This window comes from Pseudomonas sp. HP_08 (assembly GCF_055284095.1).
Window position 1 is genome coordinate 185,672 of the sequence record NZ_JBTOQC010000034.1, and the last position, 13,689, is coordinate 199,360.

General features: G+C 58.9%; 12 protein-coding genes and 2 tRNA genes. 12 read left to right on the forward strand and 2 right to left on the reverse strand.

Features of this window, described 5'->3' with window-relative positions; all coding sequences use genetic code 11:
* Positions 1 to 4 precede the first annotated feature (4 nt).
* The 12 genes from ACYAS9_RS22965 to ACYAS9_RS23020 all read left to right on the forward strand — a co-directional run bounded on the left by ACYAS9_RS22965 (position 5) and on the right by ACYAS9_RS23020 (position 11,091).
* On the forward strand, positions 5 to 373 hold the full coding sequence (locus ACYAS9_RS22965; RefSeq protein WP_463570603.1) for a hypothetical protein: 369 nt from the start codon (positions 5 to 7) through the stop codon (positions 371 to 373).
* A 62-nt stretch (positions 374 to 435) separates the two neighbouring features.
* Positions 436 to 909 (forward strand): hypothetical protein, encoded by a 474-nt coding sequence (locus tag ACYAS9_RS22970; protein WP_463570604.1) that lies wholly within the window; start codon positions 436 to 438, stop codon positions 907 to 909.
* Positions 909 to 1,466 carry a DUF2514 domain-containing protein gene (locus ACYAS9_RS22975; protein ID WP_463570606.1) on the forward strand — a complete coding sequence of 186 codons (558 nt, stop codon included), beginning with the start codon at positions 909 to 911 and terminating at the stop codon, positions 1,464 to 1,466. The genes ACYAS9_RS22970 and ACYAS9_RS22975 overlap by 1 nt, the downstream gene beginning before the upstream one ends.
* A gap of 45 nt (positions 1,467 to 1,511) precedes the next feature.
* Positions 1,512 to 1,790 (forward strand): hypothetical protein, encoded by a 279-nt coding sequence (locus ACYAS9_RS22980; RefSeq protein ID WP_463570607.1) that lies wholly within the window; start codon positions 1,512 to 1,514, stop codon positions 1,788 to 1,790.
* A 130-nt stretch (positions 1,791 to 1,920) separates the two neighbouring features.
* Positions 1,921 to 2,024, forward strand: a tRNA-OTHER gene (locus ACYAS9_RS22985).
* Between the two features lie 80 nt (positions 2,025 to 2,104).
* Positions 2,105 to 2,180: transfer RNA gene (locus ACYAS9_RS22990), tRNA-His, on the forward strand.
* 329 nt (positions 2,181 to 2,509) lie between these two features.
* The gene (tig, locus tag ACYAS9_RS22995; RefSeq protein WP_463570609.1) at positions 2,510 to 3,820 is read left to right on the forward strand and encodes a trigger factor; all 1,311 of its coding nucleotides are present in this window, start codon (positions 2,510 to 2,512) and stop codon (positions 3,818 to 3,820) included.
* 92 nt (positions 3,821 to 3,912) lie between these two features.
* Complete coding sequence (clpP, locus tag ACYAS9_RS23000) at positions 3,913 to 4,554, forward strand: ATP-dependent Clp endopeptidase proteolytic subunit ClpP (RefSeq protein WP_459748989.1); 642 nt, start codon at positions 3,913 to 3,915, stop codon at positions 4,552 to 4,554.
* 105 nt (positions 4,555 to 4,659) lie between these two features.
* Positions 4,660 to 5,943, forward strand: a complete 1,284-nt coding sequence (clpX, locus tag ACYAS9_RS23005) for an ATP-dependent Clp protease ATP-binding subunit ClpX (protein ID WP_463570611.1) — start codon at positions 4,660 to 4,662, stop codon at positions 5,941 to 5,943.
* Between the two features lie 272 nt (positions 5,944 to 6,215).
* Positions 6,216 to 8,612 carry an endopeptidase La gene (lon, locus tag ACYAS9_RS23010; RefSeq protein WP_463570612.1) on the forward strand — a complete coding sequence of 799 codons (2,397 nt, stop codon included), beginning with the start codon at positions 6,216 to 6,218 and terminating at the stop codon, positions 8,610 to 8,612.
* A gap of 144 nt (positions 8,613 to 8,756) precedes the next feature.
* Positions 8,757 to 9,029 carry an HU family DNA-binding protein gene (locus ACYAS9_RS23015; protein ID WP_045489741.1) on the forward strand — a complete coding sequence of 91 codons (273 nt, stop codon included), beginning with the start codon at positions 8,757 to 8,759 and terminating at the stop codon, positions 9,027 to 9,029.
* A 178-nt stretch (positions 9,030 to 9,207) separates the two neighbouring features.
* Entirely contained in the window at positions 9,208 to 11,091 is a 1,884-nt protein-coding gene (locus ACYAS9_RS23020) for a SurA N-terminal domain-containing protein (RefSeq protein ID WP_463570614.1), read from the forward strand.
* Between the two features lie 173 nt (positions 11,092 to 11,264).
* Here the strand turns inward: ACYAS9_RS23020 and fabI are convergent, their stop codons facing one another.
* Together fabI and ACYAS9_RS23030 are read right to left on the reverse strand one after the other, a co-directional pair.
* The gene (fabI, locus tag ACYAS9_RS23025; protein ID WP_459748985.1) at positions 11,265 to 12,059 is read right to left on the reverse strand and encodes an enoyl-ACP reductase FabI; all 795 of its coding nucleotides are present in this window, start codon (positions 12,057 to 12,059) and stop codon (positions 11,265 to 11,267) included.
* An 18-nt stretch (positions 12,060 to 12,077) separates the two neighbouring features.
* A complete protein-coding gene (locus ACYAS9_RS23030; protein ID WP_463570616.1) occupies positions 12,078 to 13,688 on the reverse strand; it encodes an ABC transporter ATP-binding protein in 1,611 nt (536 codons plus the stop codon).
* Position 13,689 lies beyond the last annotated feature (1 nt).

Sequence of the window (13,689 nt, forward strand, 5' to 3'; positions counted from 1 at the left end):
CCTCATGGCCATTCAAGTTCGAACCCGTGGCGAGACGATCCTGATTCGCCTCAAGGAAGTATCACCAGGTGTCACCGGTGTTGCCGGCGCGCACTACGACACCATCAGCGAGTTTGTCGATGACAACGGCCAAGTCGTAGGCGGGCAGCAGAACCCACCAGTGCCGGTTGACCTTGAGCAAGGCCTGCCAGCGCTGCTGGGTGAGTTGACGGCGGGCAAACTGATCCAGATCGAGCAATTGACCCAGCAGGTCGGCGCCTTGGCCCAGCAAAAAGAATCGTTCAGCGAGCAACTGCAGGTCGCACTGGCAGAGATCGAGCGGCTGACCGCGCCCCAGGCTGTCGAGCCAGCTCCCGAGCCTGCGCAGGCGTAACGACTACAGATTCCAGCATCCCCAGCCGCCTTGAGCGGTTTTTTTTGTGTCCGGAGAAACCCATGCTGAAACAAATCCGCGCCTCGGCAATTGCCTTGGCGCTCGATCTGCTGCCTGCGAAAATGTCCGGTAGCCGTGCTGAACAGATGCTGCTGAGCATCGGACTGCAGGAAAGCCGTTTTGAATACCGTCGGCAGATGGGCAATGGCCCGGCCCGTGGCTTCTGGCAGTTTGAGAAGGGCGGCGGCGTCCGGGGCGTGCTGGAATTCACCACCACCAAAGCGCTGGCACGGTCCGTATGCCAGGCGCGCGGCGTTGCGCCGACAGCCGACGCCGTGCATGCCGCGCTCGAGCACGACGACGTGCTGGCCGCCGCATTCGCCCGGCTGCTGCTCTGGACCGATCCGAAGCCATTGCCGGCAGTTGGCGAGGTCCAGCAGGCATGGGATCTGTACATCCGCACTTGGCGCCCAGGCAAGCCGCACCGGCAGACATGGGATGGGCTGTACGCCCGAGCAATGGACGAGGTGGTGTGATGCCGATGGCGTTGACCGGCACCGGCCGGCTCTGGCTGCCGCTGGCCGGCGGCGCGCTGGCTCTTGGCCTGCTGGCTGGCGGCCTTTACCTGGCATACGACCACGGCCGATCCGTCGAGCGGGCAGAGTGGCGGGTGCGCTGGAGCGATCGCGATGCCGGCGACAAGCAGGCATGGGGGTTGGCCCAGGCAGCCGCCCGAACCGAAGAACAGCGCCGGCAGACGGCAATCAACCAGGTGGCGAACGATGCGAGAAAGGAACAGGCTGCGGCCATTGATGACGGTGATCGCGCTGATGCTGCTGGTGACCGGCTGCACGTCGCAGCCCAAGACCTGGCCAGCCGAGCCAGTTGCACAACCGGCGATACCGGAGTTGCCCAGCGAGGCGAGGCAGCCCGCCGCGCCGCCTTGGTGCTCTCCGAACTGCTCAGCCGGGCTGATGCGCGAGCGGGAGAACTGGCAAAGGCTTATGACCGGGCAAGAATAGCGGGACTGGCGTGTGAGGCGACATACGCATCTCTGTCGGCAGCTAATCGGCAGCCAGTTGCCCGCCCCTGAGCCTGCCGGCATTATGCTGTCTGCATATACAGTATTGGCCGACACATGAAAGATCTTGAAAGGTGGAACAACTGGCTCAATAACGAAGACCAGTGGCTGCGCGACCCCGCGTTTCATCGCTGGTCGCTGGCCAGCTATGCTCGGCGATTCGAAGGTGACATCCCGCCACTCGAACTCGCGGAGATGCACGAGATGCTCGACGCTGCGTATTACTGGGCATGCGAAGAGCTGGTGACATTCGGCCCGCAGCCGTTGCACCCGAAGGATATCAAGATCTGGAATGCGTACCGCCGGGCGCCGAAGCGCGGGGTGAAAGCCGGGTGATGCAGGTATGGGGATTTGTTTCGGCAGAACGCCTGGGGAGGGGTATAAAAGAAGGCGCGTGTACGGATCGTGAATCACGCTGGTGCACAGCGTGAACAACAATATCATTCCTGAGACAGCTTTACCGGTTGCGGGCGGCGTAAACTGTTGATTATACTGGCGTCCTGCTAAAGGAGCATGATTTAGGTTCCAGCGTCGCAAGACGTGAGAGTTCGAGTCTCTCCTTCCGCACCAATTCGGGTTTTACCGGCCTTTACAGGCTGCTGTGAAACCCTCGAAGGGCCCGTCTGATGACGGGTTTTTCATGCAATATGGTGGGCGTAGCTCAGTTGGTAGAGCACAGGATTGTGACTCCTGTTGTCGTGGGTTCGATCCCCATCGTCCACCCCATATTCGAAAGGCGCCAGACTTGACGGTCTGGCGCTTTTTTTTGTGCCCGGTTTTCCTGGGCAAGGGATTGCCGCCGGTCGAGGCGGGTGGCTGAATTCATACAAAATCATTCGTCCCTCGTTGTATTGAAGCTTCGAGCCAAAGCCTGTTCCAGACGGCTCGCCGAGGCGTTATCGGCAAGCCTTCGGCCTTTTGTCGGCTGACCGATCACAGACTCTTTACTTGGCCCTTTGATGCAGGGTGACTTCTTGAGTTTGACCCACTAGAATGCATGCCCTTGATTCTAGGGTCGGAAACGCCGGCTACCGTCTGTGCAACGAGGAATATCCATGCAAGTTTCTGTTGAAAACACTTCTGCTCTTGAGCGCCGCATGACCATTGGCGTACCTGCCGAGCGTATCGAGACCGAAGTCAGCAAGCGTCTGCAACAGACTGCACGCAAGGCCAAGATCCCGGGCTTCCGCCCAGGCAAGGTGCCAATGAGCGTGATCCGTCAGCGCTACGAGGATGGCGCCCGTCAGGAAGCGCTGGGCGAACTGATCCAGGCAACTTTCTACGAAGCTGTGGTTGAGCAGAAGCTGAACCCGGCCGGCGCGCCTTCCGTTGAGCCTAAAGCCTTCGAAAAGGGCAAGGACCTGGAATACGTTGCCACTTTCGAAGTATTCCCCGAGTTCACCGTTTCGGGCTTCGAGTCGATCAATGTAGAGCGTCTGTCTGCCGATGTTGCCGACAGCGATCTGGACAACATGCTGGAAATCCTGCGCAAGCAAAACGTCCGTTTCGAAGAAACCGACCGTGCTGCCCAGACTGACGATCAGGTGAACATCGATTTCGTCGGCAAGGTCGACGGTGAAGCATTCGCTGGCGGTTCGGCGACCGGCACTCAGCTGGTTCTGGGCTCTGGCCGCATGATCCCGGGCTTCGAAGATGGCCTGGTCGGCGCTAAAGCCGGTGAAGAGCGCGTTCTGAACGTGACCTTCCCCGAGGACTACCAGAACCTGGAGCTGGCCGGCAAGGCTGCCGAGTTCACCGTTACCGTCAACACCGTTTCCGAGCCAAAACTGCCTGAGCTGAACGAAGAGTTCTTCAAGCTGTTCGGTATCAAGGAAACCGGTATCGAAGGTTTCCGCACCGAAGTTCGCAAGAACATGGACCGCGAACTGCGCCAGGCCATCAAGACCAAGGTCAAGAACCAGGTCATGGACGGTCTGCTGGCTGCCAACCCGATCGAGGTGCCAAAGGCGCTGCTGGAAAACGAAGTCAACCGTCTGCGCGTGCAGGCTGTTCAGCAGTTCGGTGGCAACATCAAGCCTGACCAACTGCCGGCCGAGCTGTTCGAAGAGCAGGCCAAGCGCCGCGTCGAGCTGGGCCTGATCGTTGCCGAAGTGGTCAAGCAGTTCGACCTGAAGCCTGACGAAGCTCGCGTTCGCGAACTGATCCAGGAAATGGCTTCGGCCTACCAGGAGCCAGAGCAGGTCGTGGCCTGGTACCTGAAGAACGAGCAGCAACTGAACGAAGTCCGTTCTGTTGTGCTGGAAGAGCAAGTTGTGGATACTGTTTTGCAGAAAGCTAGCGTGACCGACACCTCGGTCTCCTACGAAGAAGCGGTCAAGCCGGTACAAGCTCCACAAGCCGACTGACTTTCTCCTTTCGTTCGATAACACTCACAAGCCAGCCTTCGCGCTGGCTTGTGCGTATTGAAGACTCGACTATTTGGGAGTGAATGCAGGACATGTCCCGCAATTCTTATTTTCAGCAGAACTCTGACATCCAGGCCGCTGGCGGCCTGGTCCCGATGGTTATCGAGCAGTCCGCCCGTGGCGAACGCGCGTATGACATTTACTCGCGCCTTCTCAAGGAACGCGTAATCTTTCTGGTCGGCCCGGTAGAAGACTACATGGCCAACCTGATCGCTGCGCAGCTCCTGTTCCTTGAAGCGGAAAACCCGGACAAGGATATCCATCTCTACATCAACTCTCCTGGCGGCTCGGTCACTGCAGGCATGTCGATCTACGACACCATGCAGTTCATCAAGCCAGACGTTTCCACCATCTGCATCGGCCAGGCCTGCAGCATGGGCGCTTTCCTGCTCGCCGGTGGCGCCAAGGGCAAGCGTCACTGCCTGCCGAATTCGCGGATGATGATTCACCAGCCGCTGGGCGGTTTCCAGGGCCAGGCTACGGATATCGATATCCATGCCCGTGAAATCCTGCACATCCGTCATCGCCTCAACTCGTTGCTGGCCGAACACACCGGTCAAGACCTCGCAACCATTGAGCGTGACACCGAGCGCGACAACTTCATGAGTGCGGATCGCGCTGCTGAATATGGCCTGATCGACTCGGTCATCACCAAGCGTGAAATGCCTGCCTGAGCAACCGGGATATAGGCGGTCTGCGTAACTGACCGCCTGTGGACTTGAAAAAGCCCGCAATAGCCTTCATCTTGTGTTGCAAGCCTAACGGATTGGATCGATCGAATGACTGACACCCGCAACGGCGAGGACAACGGCAAATTGCTCTATTGCTCCTTCTGTGGCAAAAGCCAGCATGAAGTGCGCAAATTGATTGCCGGCCCCTCGGTCTTTATCTGCGACGAGTGCGTCGACCTGTGCAACGACATCATCCGCGAGGAGGTGCAGGAGGCACAGGCCGAAAGCAGCGCGCATAAATTGCCTTCGCCTAAAGAAATCAGCGGCATCCTTGACCAGTACGTCATCGGTCAGGAGCGAGCCAAAAAGGTTCTCGCAGTAGCGGTGTACAACCACTACAAGCGTCTGAATCAGCGTGACAAGAAAAATGACGACGTTGAACTGGGCAAGAGCAACATTCTCCTGATCGGGCCTACCGGCTCGGGCAAGACCCTGCTCGCCGAAACACTGGCGCGCCTGCTCAACGTACCGTTCACCATTGCCGACGCCACCACCCTGACCGAAGCCGGTTATGTGGGCGAGGACGTGGAAAACATTATTCAGAAGCTGTTGCAGAAATGTGATTACGACGTAGAGAAGGCCCAGATGGGTATTGTCTACATCGACGAAATCGACAAGATTTCGCGCAAATCCGACAACCCGTCCATCACCCGGGACGTGTCCGGCGAAGGCGTTCAGCAGGCTCTGCTGAAGCTGATCGAAGGCACCGTGGCTTCCGTACCGCCTCAAGGCGGCCGCAAGCACCCGCAGCAGGAATTCCTGCAAGTGGACACGCGCAACATCCTGTTCATTTGTGGCGGTGCCTTCTCGGGCCTGGAAAAAGTTATCCAGAACCGTTCGACCCGCGGCGGCATCGGCTTCAACGCTGAAGTGCGCAGCAAGGAAGAAGGCAAGAAAGTCGGTGAGTCGCTGCGTGAAGTCGAGCCGGACGATCTGGTCAAGTTCGGTCTGATTCCCGAGTTCGTCGGGCGTCTGCCGGTTCTGGCCACGCTGGATGAGCTGGACGAAGCGGCACTGATGCAGATCCTGACCGAACCGAAGAACGCGCTGACCAAGCAATACGGCAAGTTGTTCGAGATGGAAGGGGTCGATCTGGAGTTCCGTGCCGACGCACTCAAGGCCGTTGCCCGTCGCGCGCTGGAGCGCAAGACCGGCGCCCGTGGCCTGCGTTCGATCCTTGAAGGCGTGCTGCTCGACACCATGTATGAAATCCCGTCGCAAAACGACGTGAGCAAAGTGGTGATCGACGAGAGCGTTATCGAAGGTACGTCCAAGCCGCTGCTGATCTACGAAAACAACGAGCCCACCGCAAAGGCTGTACCTGACGCGTGACCTGCGTCCTGCTGCCTGGGTGTGACCGTTGAAAGAGGGGGCCTTCGGGTCCCCTTTTGCGTCTCTGAAAGTCTGATACAGCCTGATTGAGGCGCTTGTAAGGATGGCGATGCAAATCGCTGCCTGGCAAGCCGTGCAAGGGATGGGAAACAAGATCACAACTATTACCGGAGCAAGACACTAAAGCTTGTTTTTTTCGGATACTGCCCCCATCTTGGTTCCAAGCTCATTCCATCTGTCCACGGCCAATTGGCCGCTGTAGAGGCGAAATCATGAAAACCACCATCGAATTGCCTCTTTTGCCATTGCGTGATGTTGTGGTTTATCCGCACATGGTTATCCCGCTGTTCGTGGGGCGCGAGAAGTCTATCGAAGCCCTCGAGGCTGCGATGACGGGTGATAAACAGATTCTGCTGCTCGCGCAGAGAAACCCGGCTGACGACGATCCTGGCGAAGAAGCCCTGTATGGCGTCGGCACCATTGCCACTGTCTTGCAATTGCTCAAGCTGCCCGACGGTACCGTCAAGGTGCTGGTCGAGGGTGAGCAGCGTGGCTATGTAGAGCGTTTTATCGAAGTTGACGGCCATTGCCGCGCAGAAGTGTCGCTGATCGACGAAGTCGACGCGCCTGATCGTGAATCCGAAGTGTTCGTGCGCAGCCTGCTGGCTCAGTTCGAGCAGTACGTCCAGCTCGGCAAAAAGGTACCTGCCGAAGTGCTCTCGTCGCTCAACAGCATCGAAGAGCCGGGTCGCCTGGTCGATACCATGGCGGCGCACATGGCGCTGAAGATCGAGCAGAAGCAGGAAATCCTCGAAATTATCGACCTGTCCAGCCGGGTCGAGCATGTATTGGCCCTGCTGGATGCCGAAATCGACCTGTTGCAGGTCGAGAAACGCATTCGTGGCCGGGTCAAGAAGCAGATGGAGCGCAGCCAGCGCGAGTACTACCTGAATGAGCAGATGAAGGCCATTCAGAAAGAACTGGGCGACGGCGACGAAGGCCACAACGAAATCGAAGAGCTGAAAAAGCGCATCGATGCCGCCGGTCTGCCCAAGGACGCCTTGACCAAGGCGACCGCCGAGCTGAACAAGCTCAAGCAGATGTCGCCGATGTCGGCCGAGGCCACCGTGGTGCGCTCGTACATCGACTGGCTGGTGCAGGTGCCGTGGAAGGCGCAGAGCAAGGTGCGTCTGGACCTGGCCCGCGCTGAAGAGATCCTCGATGCGGACCACTATGGTCTGGAAGAGGTCAAGGAACGCATCCTTGAGTACCTCGCCGTACAGAAACGGGTGAAAAAGATTCGTGGCCCGGTCCTGTGCCTGGTCGGCCCACCGGGTGTCGGCAAGACCTCGCTGGCCGAGTCGATTGCCAGCGCAACCAACCGCAAGTTTGTGCGTATGGCCCTGGGTGGCGTGCGTGACGAAGCGGAAATCCGTGGTCACCGCCGCACCTACATCGGTTCGATGCCAGGAAGATTGATTCAAAAGATGACCAAGGTGGGTGTTCGCAACCCGCTGTTCCTGCTCGATGAAATCGACAAGATGGGCAGCGACATGCGTGGCGACCCGGCCTCGGCCCTGCTTGAGGTACTCGATCCCGAGCAGAACCACAGCTTCAACGACCACTATCTGGAGGTCGATTACGACCTGTCGGATGTGATGTTCCTGTGCACCTCCAACTCGATGAATATCCCGCCGGCGCTGCTCGACCGCATGGAAGTCATCCGTCTGCCGGGCTACACCGAAGACGAGAAGATCAACATTGCCGTCAAGTACCTGTCGCCCAAGCAGATTCAGGCCAATGGTCTGAAAAAGACCGAACTGGACTTCGAAGACAAGGCGATCCGCGACATCATTCGTTACTACACGCGTGAAGCGGGTGTGCGTGGCCTGGAACGCCAGATTGCCAAGGTCTGCCGCAAGGTGGTCAAAGAGCATACGCAGGAGAAAAAGTTTTCAATTCATGTCACCGCCGAGAGCCTTGAGCACTATCTGGGCGTGCGCAAGTTCCGCTACGGCCTGGCCGAGCAGCAGGACCAGATCGGTCAGGTCACAGGCCTTGCCTGGACTCAAGTGGGCGGCGAGTTGCTGACCATCGAGTCGGTCGTGGTGCCGGGCAAGGGTCAGCTGATCAAGACCGGTTCTCTGGGCGATGTGATGGTCGAGTCGATCACCGCCGCGCAGACAGTCGTGCGCAGCCGCGCCAGGAGCCTGGGTATTCCGTCGGACTTCCATGAGAAGCACGACACGCATATCCACATGCCTGAAGGCGCGACGCCAAAAGACGGTCCAAGCGCCGGTGTGGGCATGTGCACCGCACTGGTGTCAGCACTGACGCAGATTCCGGTACGTGCCGATGTGGCAATGACCGGTGAAATTACCCTGCGTGGTCAGGTGCTGGCCATTGGTGGTCTGAAGGAAAAATTGCTGGCCGCGCATCGGGGCGGAATCAAGACAGTGATCATTCCCGAAGAAAACGTACGGGATTTGAAAGAAATTCCTGACAATATCAAGCAAGACCTGCAGATCAAGCCTGTTAAATGGATTGACGAAGTCCTGCAAATTGCGCTGCAATACGCGCCTGAGCCCTTGCCGGATGTGGCTCCCGAGAGAGTGGCAAAGGACGAAAAGCGCGAGTCTGACTCTAAGGAAAGAATTAGCACGCATTAAGTCTGAATGGCCTTTCTTGACAGCTTTTTGGGGCGCTTGTTATAAAGCGCCTCTTTCAAGTCATGCTTGTGGTCCATTCAGCGCACGTTTTGCTTAAACCAAAAACTTAGAAACATACTCCATAAAGAGATAAGGGGACTTAGCGTGAACAAGTCGGAACTGATTGATGCTATCGCTGCATCTGCTGATATCCCGAAAGCTGCTGCCGGCCGTGCGCTGGACGCTGTGATCGAATCCGTCACTGGCGCTCTGAAGGCTGGCGACTCTGTTGTACTGGTTGGCTTTGGTACGTTCTCCGTAACCGACCGTCCTGCTCGTGTAGGCCGCAACCCGCAAACTGGCAAGACTCTGGAAATTCCGGCTGCCAAGAAGCCGGTTTTCAAAGCTGGCAAAGCGCTGAAAGAAGCCGTCAACTAAGCTTCTTCATGGCTTGACGCGCGCGGGTCCGCGATTGTTCGCGGACCGCTTGCGAAGGGTTCGAGACCCTCTGCTTCGCGATTTACGAGAAGGCGCATCCTCGGATGCGCCTTTCTTCTATCCGCTTTCTACCCACGCTCCGCGGTTGGTTCGTGAGTTCAACCGTTCTGGGGGACGCATGCTGCAAAACATCAGGGACAATTCACAAGGCTGGATTGCCAAGACCATCATCGGGATCATCGTTGCACTGATGGCTCTGACGGGCATTGAGGCGCTGTTCACCTCTAACAGCAGCAAGCAGAACGCTGCTCAGGTGAACGGCGAAGAAGTGACCCAGAACGAACTGGGCCAGGCTGTCGACATGCAACGCCGTCAACTCGCCCAGCAACTGGCTCAACAATTGGGCCCGAATTTCGATCCTGCGCTGCTGGATGACAAGCTGCTGCGTGAGTCGGCGCTCAAGGGCCTGATCGACCGCAAGCTGCTGCTGCAAGCGGCTGCCGATGACAAGTTCGCCTTCTCTGAAGCGGCGGTTGACCAGCAACTGCTGCTGACACCTGAATTCCAGGTCGACGGCAAATTCAGTGCCGATCGTTTCGATCAGGTCATTCGCCAGCTCGGTTATAGCCGTTTGCAGTTCCGTCAGATGCTGACTCAGGAAATGCTGATTGCCCAGGCGCGTGCCGGTGTGGCCGGCAGTGCCTTCGTCACTGACGCGCAGGTCGATGCGTTCGCCCGTCTCGAGAAACAGACCCGCGACTCCGCGACCCTGACCGTGCCTGCCAACACTGCTGCAGTCTCGGTCACTGACGGTGAGGTCAAGGCGCACTACGACGAGCACGCCAAAGAGTTCATGAGCCCCGAGCAGGTGGTGCTGGACTACATCGAGCTGAAGAAGTCGTCTTTCTTCGACAAGGTGCAGGTCAAGGACGAAGACCTGCAAGCGGCCTATCAGAAAGAGATTGCCAACCTGAGCGAGCAGCGTCGTGCGGCGCACATCCTCATCGAAGTGGGTGGCAAGCTCGACGACCAGCAAGCCAAGGCCAAGATTGAAGAAGTGCAGCAACGCCTGGCCAAGGGTGAGGATTTTGCGACCCTGGCCAAGGAGTTCTCGCAGGATCCGGGCTCGTCCAACAAGGGTGGTGATCTGGGCTATGCCGGCAAGGGTGTTTATGACCCGGCCTTCGAAGACGCGCTGTATGCGTTGAACAAGGACCAGGTTTCGCAGCCGGTACGCAGTGATTACGGCTGGCATCTGATCAAGCTGTTGGGCGTCGAAGCACCGTCGGTGCCGACCCTGGCCAGCCTGAAAGACAAACTGACCAGCGACCTGAAATCCCAACAGGTCGAGCAGAAGTTCGTCGAGGCTACCAAGCAGCTGCAGGACTCGGCGTTCGAGTCGTCCGATCTGGTGCAACCTGCCCAGGATCTGGGCCTTAAGGTGCAGACCAGCGCTCCTTTTGGTCGTGAAGGCGGTGAAGGCCTGACGGCCAACCGTGCGGTGATCCAGGCAGCGTTCAGCCCTGAAGTGCTTGAAGAAGGCTCCAACAGCAGTGCGCTGGAGCTTGATCCGGACACCGTGCTGGTGGTGCGCTCCAAAGAGCACCTGCAACCTCAGCAGTTGCCACTGGAAAACGTGACCGCGTCCATTCGTGCCCAGTTGCTCAAGGACAAGGCCAGCGCTGCGGCCAAAGCCAAGGGTGAGGCTCTGCTGAGCGGCCTGCGTGATGGCAAGATCCCGCTGGCAGCCCGTCAGGACGGTATCGAGTGGAAAGTCCTGGAAGCGGTCAGCCGTGGTCAGGAAGGCGTGGAGCCATCGGTGCTGCAGACCCTGTTCCGCATGCCCAAGCCTGAAGGTACGGACAAGTCCGAATACGCCAGCCTGACCACCCGCGATGGCAGCTACGTGATCGTGCGCCTGAAGGGCGTCAACGAGGCCACAGTGGCCAGTGACGAAGAGAAGGCCCAGTACCGTCGTTTCCTGGCTTCACGTGCCGGCCAGCAGGATTTCGCGGCCTACCGCGCCGAGCTGGAACACAAAGCCAAGATCGAGAAGTACTGAAGAGCAGCGACAAGCTTCAAGCTATAAGCGGCAAGTAGCGTAACGCAGGACCGCTTGCTTGAAGCTTGAAGCTTGAAGCTTGAAGCTTGAAGCTTGTAACTTGCAGCTTGCAGCCAAAAAGAAGGCCGCCCCAAGGGGCGGCCTTCTTTTTGGCGTCTGAACAAGCGCAACGCTTATTCTTCGATATTGCCCATCGCGGTGGTGTTGAAGCCGCCGTCGACGTACATGATTTCACCGCTGATGCCCGAGGCCAGGTCCGAGCACAGGAAGGCGGCAGCGTTGCCGACTTCGTCGATGGTGACGTTGCGACGCAGCGGGGTTTGCGCTTCGTTGGCAGCCAGCATCTTGCGGAAGTTCTTGATGCCCGAGGCCGCCAGGGTGCGGATAGGACCTGCCGAGACGGCGTTGACGCGGGTGCCTTCGGCGCCCAGGCTGCCGGCCAGGTAACGTACACCGGCTTCCAGGCTGGCCTTGGCCATGCCCATCACGTTGTAGTTGGGCATGGTGCGCTCGGCGCCCAGGTACGACAGGGTCAGCAGGCTGCCATTGCGGCCTTTCATCAGTTCGCGGCCGGCTTTGGCCAGGGCGATGAAGCTGTAGGCGCTGATGTCGTGGGCAATGCGGAAGCCGTCACGGGTGGTGGCGCTGGTGAAGTCGCCATCGAGCTGGTCGCCCGGCGCGTAGCCGACCGAGTGAACGATGACATCCAGGCCATCCCACTTCTTGCTCAGTTCTTCGAAGACCTTGGCGATCTCTTCATCGCTGGCCACATCGCAAGGGAAGCACAGCTCAGGATTGGAACCCCAGCCTGCGGCGAACTCTTCGACGCGGCCTTTGAGTTTTTCGTTCTGGTAGGTGAAAGCAAGCTCTGCACCTTCACGATGCATGGCGGCAGCGATGCCGGATGCGATGGACAGTTTACTGGCGACACCGACGATCAGGACGCGCTTACCGGCGAGAAAACCCATGTGTTGTTCCTCTTCAGGTTAATCGACAGCTACCGGTGCCATGAAGGCGGCTTCCAGTAGCTGCTGTGTGTAAGGATGTTGCGGTGCGGCGAAAACAGCCTCGGCTGCACCTTGTTCGACCACTTTACCTTGCTTGACCACCATCAACTGGTGGCTCAGCGCCTTGACGACAGCCAGGTCATGGCTGATGAACAGATACGTCAGGTTGTACTTTTCTTGCAGCGAGCGTAGCAGCTCGACCACCTGGCGCTGCACGGTCCGGTCGAGCGCCGAAGTGGGCTCGTCCAGCAGAATCAGCGCCGGCTTCAGCACCAGTGCCCGGGCAATGGCGATGCGTTGCCGCTGCCCGCCAGAAAACTCGTGAGGGTAACGGTGCCGGGTTTGCGGGTCCAGCCCAACCTCCATCAGTGCCTCGATAATCGCCTGTTCCTGCTCGGCCGCGGTGCCCATGCCATGAATGCGCAGGCCTTCGCCAACGATCTCGCTCACCGACATGCGCGGGCTCAGGCTGCCGAACGGGTCCTGAAACACCACCTGCATCTGCCGGCGCAGCGGGCGAACCTGCTGTTGCGACAAATCCTGCAAGGGCTGCCCCTGAAAGCGTATGGCACCATCACTGGACAACAAACGCAAAATCGCCAGGCCCAATGTGGATTTCCCTGATCCGCTTTCCCCGACAATCCCCAGTGTCTGACCCTGAGGCAGGCTGAAGCTGACACCGTCCACGGCCTTTATATGGTCGACGGTGCGCTTGAACAGGCCCTTTTTGATCGGAAACCAGACGCGCAAGTCGTCGACTTCAATCAGCGGCTTGCCCGGCACGGTGTCGACAGGCCCGCCGCTGGGCTCGGCATTGAGCAGCGTTTGGGTGTACGGATGTTGAGGCGAGCGGAACAGTTCTTCGCACGATGCCTGTTCGACGATGGAACCGCGCTGCATGACACATACCCGATGGGCTATTTGCCGCACAACGTTCAAGTCGTGGCTGATCAGCAACAGCGCCATGCCCAGGCGGCCCTGCAACTCCTTGAGCAACTCGAGGATTTTCAGCTGCACCGTGACATCCAGCGCGGTAGTCGGCTCGTCGGCGATCAACAGCTCCGGCTCGTTGGCCAGGGCCATGGCGATCATCACCCGCTGACGCTGGCCGCCGGACAACTCATGGGGCAGCGCCTTGAGTCGCTTGTGCGGCTCCGGGATGCCGACCAGTTCCAGCAGCTCCAGCGTGCGCTCGGTGGCGGCCTTGCCGGTCAGGCCCTTGTGCAGCGCCAGCACTTCGTTGATCTGCTTTTCCACTGAGTGCAGCGGGTTGAGCGAGGTCATCGGCTCCTGGAAGATCATCGCGATGCGGTTACCGCGCAGCCGGCGCAGGTGTTTCTCGTCAAGCTTCAGCAGGTCTTCGCCGGCATAGCGGATGCTGCCCGAAGGGTGGCTGGCGATGGGGTAGGGCAGCAGGCGCAGGATCGAGTGGGCGGTAACCGACTTGCCCGAGCCGCTTTCGCCGACCAGTGCCAGGGTTTCACCGCGGCGGATATCGAAGCTGATGCCCTCGACCGCCCGTTGACGGGTATCGCCGGTGACGAACTCGACCGCCAGATCGCGGATTTCGATCAGAGTGTCCTGAGTCATG

What these genes read in the sequence shown, in the direction of transcription:
- ACYAS9_RS22965 (WP_463570603.1), top strand. Translation starts at nt 5, where the DNA reads ATGGCCATTCAAGTTCGAACCCGTGGCGAGACGATCCTGATTCGCCTC.
- ACYAS9_RS22970 (WP_463570604.1), top strand. Translation starts at nt 436, where the DNA reads ATGCTGAAACAAATCCGCGCCTCGGCAATTGCCTTGGCGCTCGATCTG.
- ACYAS9_RS22975 (WP_463570606.1), top strand. Translation starts at nt 909, where the DNA reads ATGCCGATGGCGTTGACCGGCACCGGCCGGCTCTGGCTGCCGCTGGCC.
- ACYAS9_RS22980 (WP_463570607.1), top strand. Translation starts at nt 1,512, where the DNA reads ATGAAAGATCTTGAAAGGTGGAACAACTGGCTCAATAACGAAGACCAG.
- tig (WP_463570609.1), top strand. Translation starts at nt 2,510, where the DNA reads ATGCAAGTTTCTGTTGAAAACACTTCTGCTCTTGAGCGCCGCATGACC.
- clpP (WP_459748989.1), top strand. Translation starts at nt 3,913, where the DNA reads ATGTCCCGCAATTCTTATTTTCAGCAGAACTCTGACATCCAGGCCGCT.
- clpX (WP_463570611.1), top strand. Translation starts at nt 4,660, where the DNA reads ATGACTGACACCCGCAACGGCGAGGACAACGGCAAATTGCTCTATTGC.
- lon (WP_463570612.1), top strand. Translation starts at nt 6,216, where the DNA reads ATGAAAACCACCATCGAATTGCCTCTTTTGCCATTGCGTGATGTTGTG.
- ACYAS9_RS23020 (WP_463570614.1), top strand. Translation starts at nt 9,208, where the DNA reads ATGCTGCAAAACATCAGGGACAATTCACAAGGCTGGATTGCCAAGACC.
- fabI (WP_459748985.1), bottom strand. Translation starts at nt 12,059, where the DNA reads ATGGGTTTTCTCGCCGGTAAGCGCGTCCTGATCGTCGGTGTCGCCAGT.
- ACYAS9_RS23030 (WP_463570616.1), bottom strand. Translation starts at nt 13,688, where the DNA reads ATGACTCAGGACACTCTGATCGAAATCCGCGATCTGGCGGTCGAGTTC.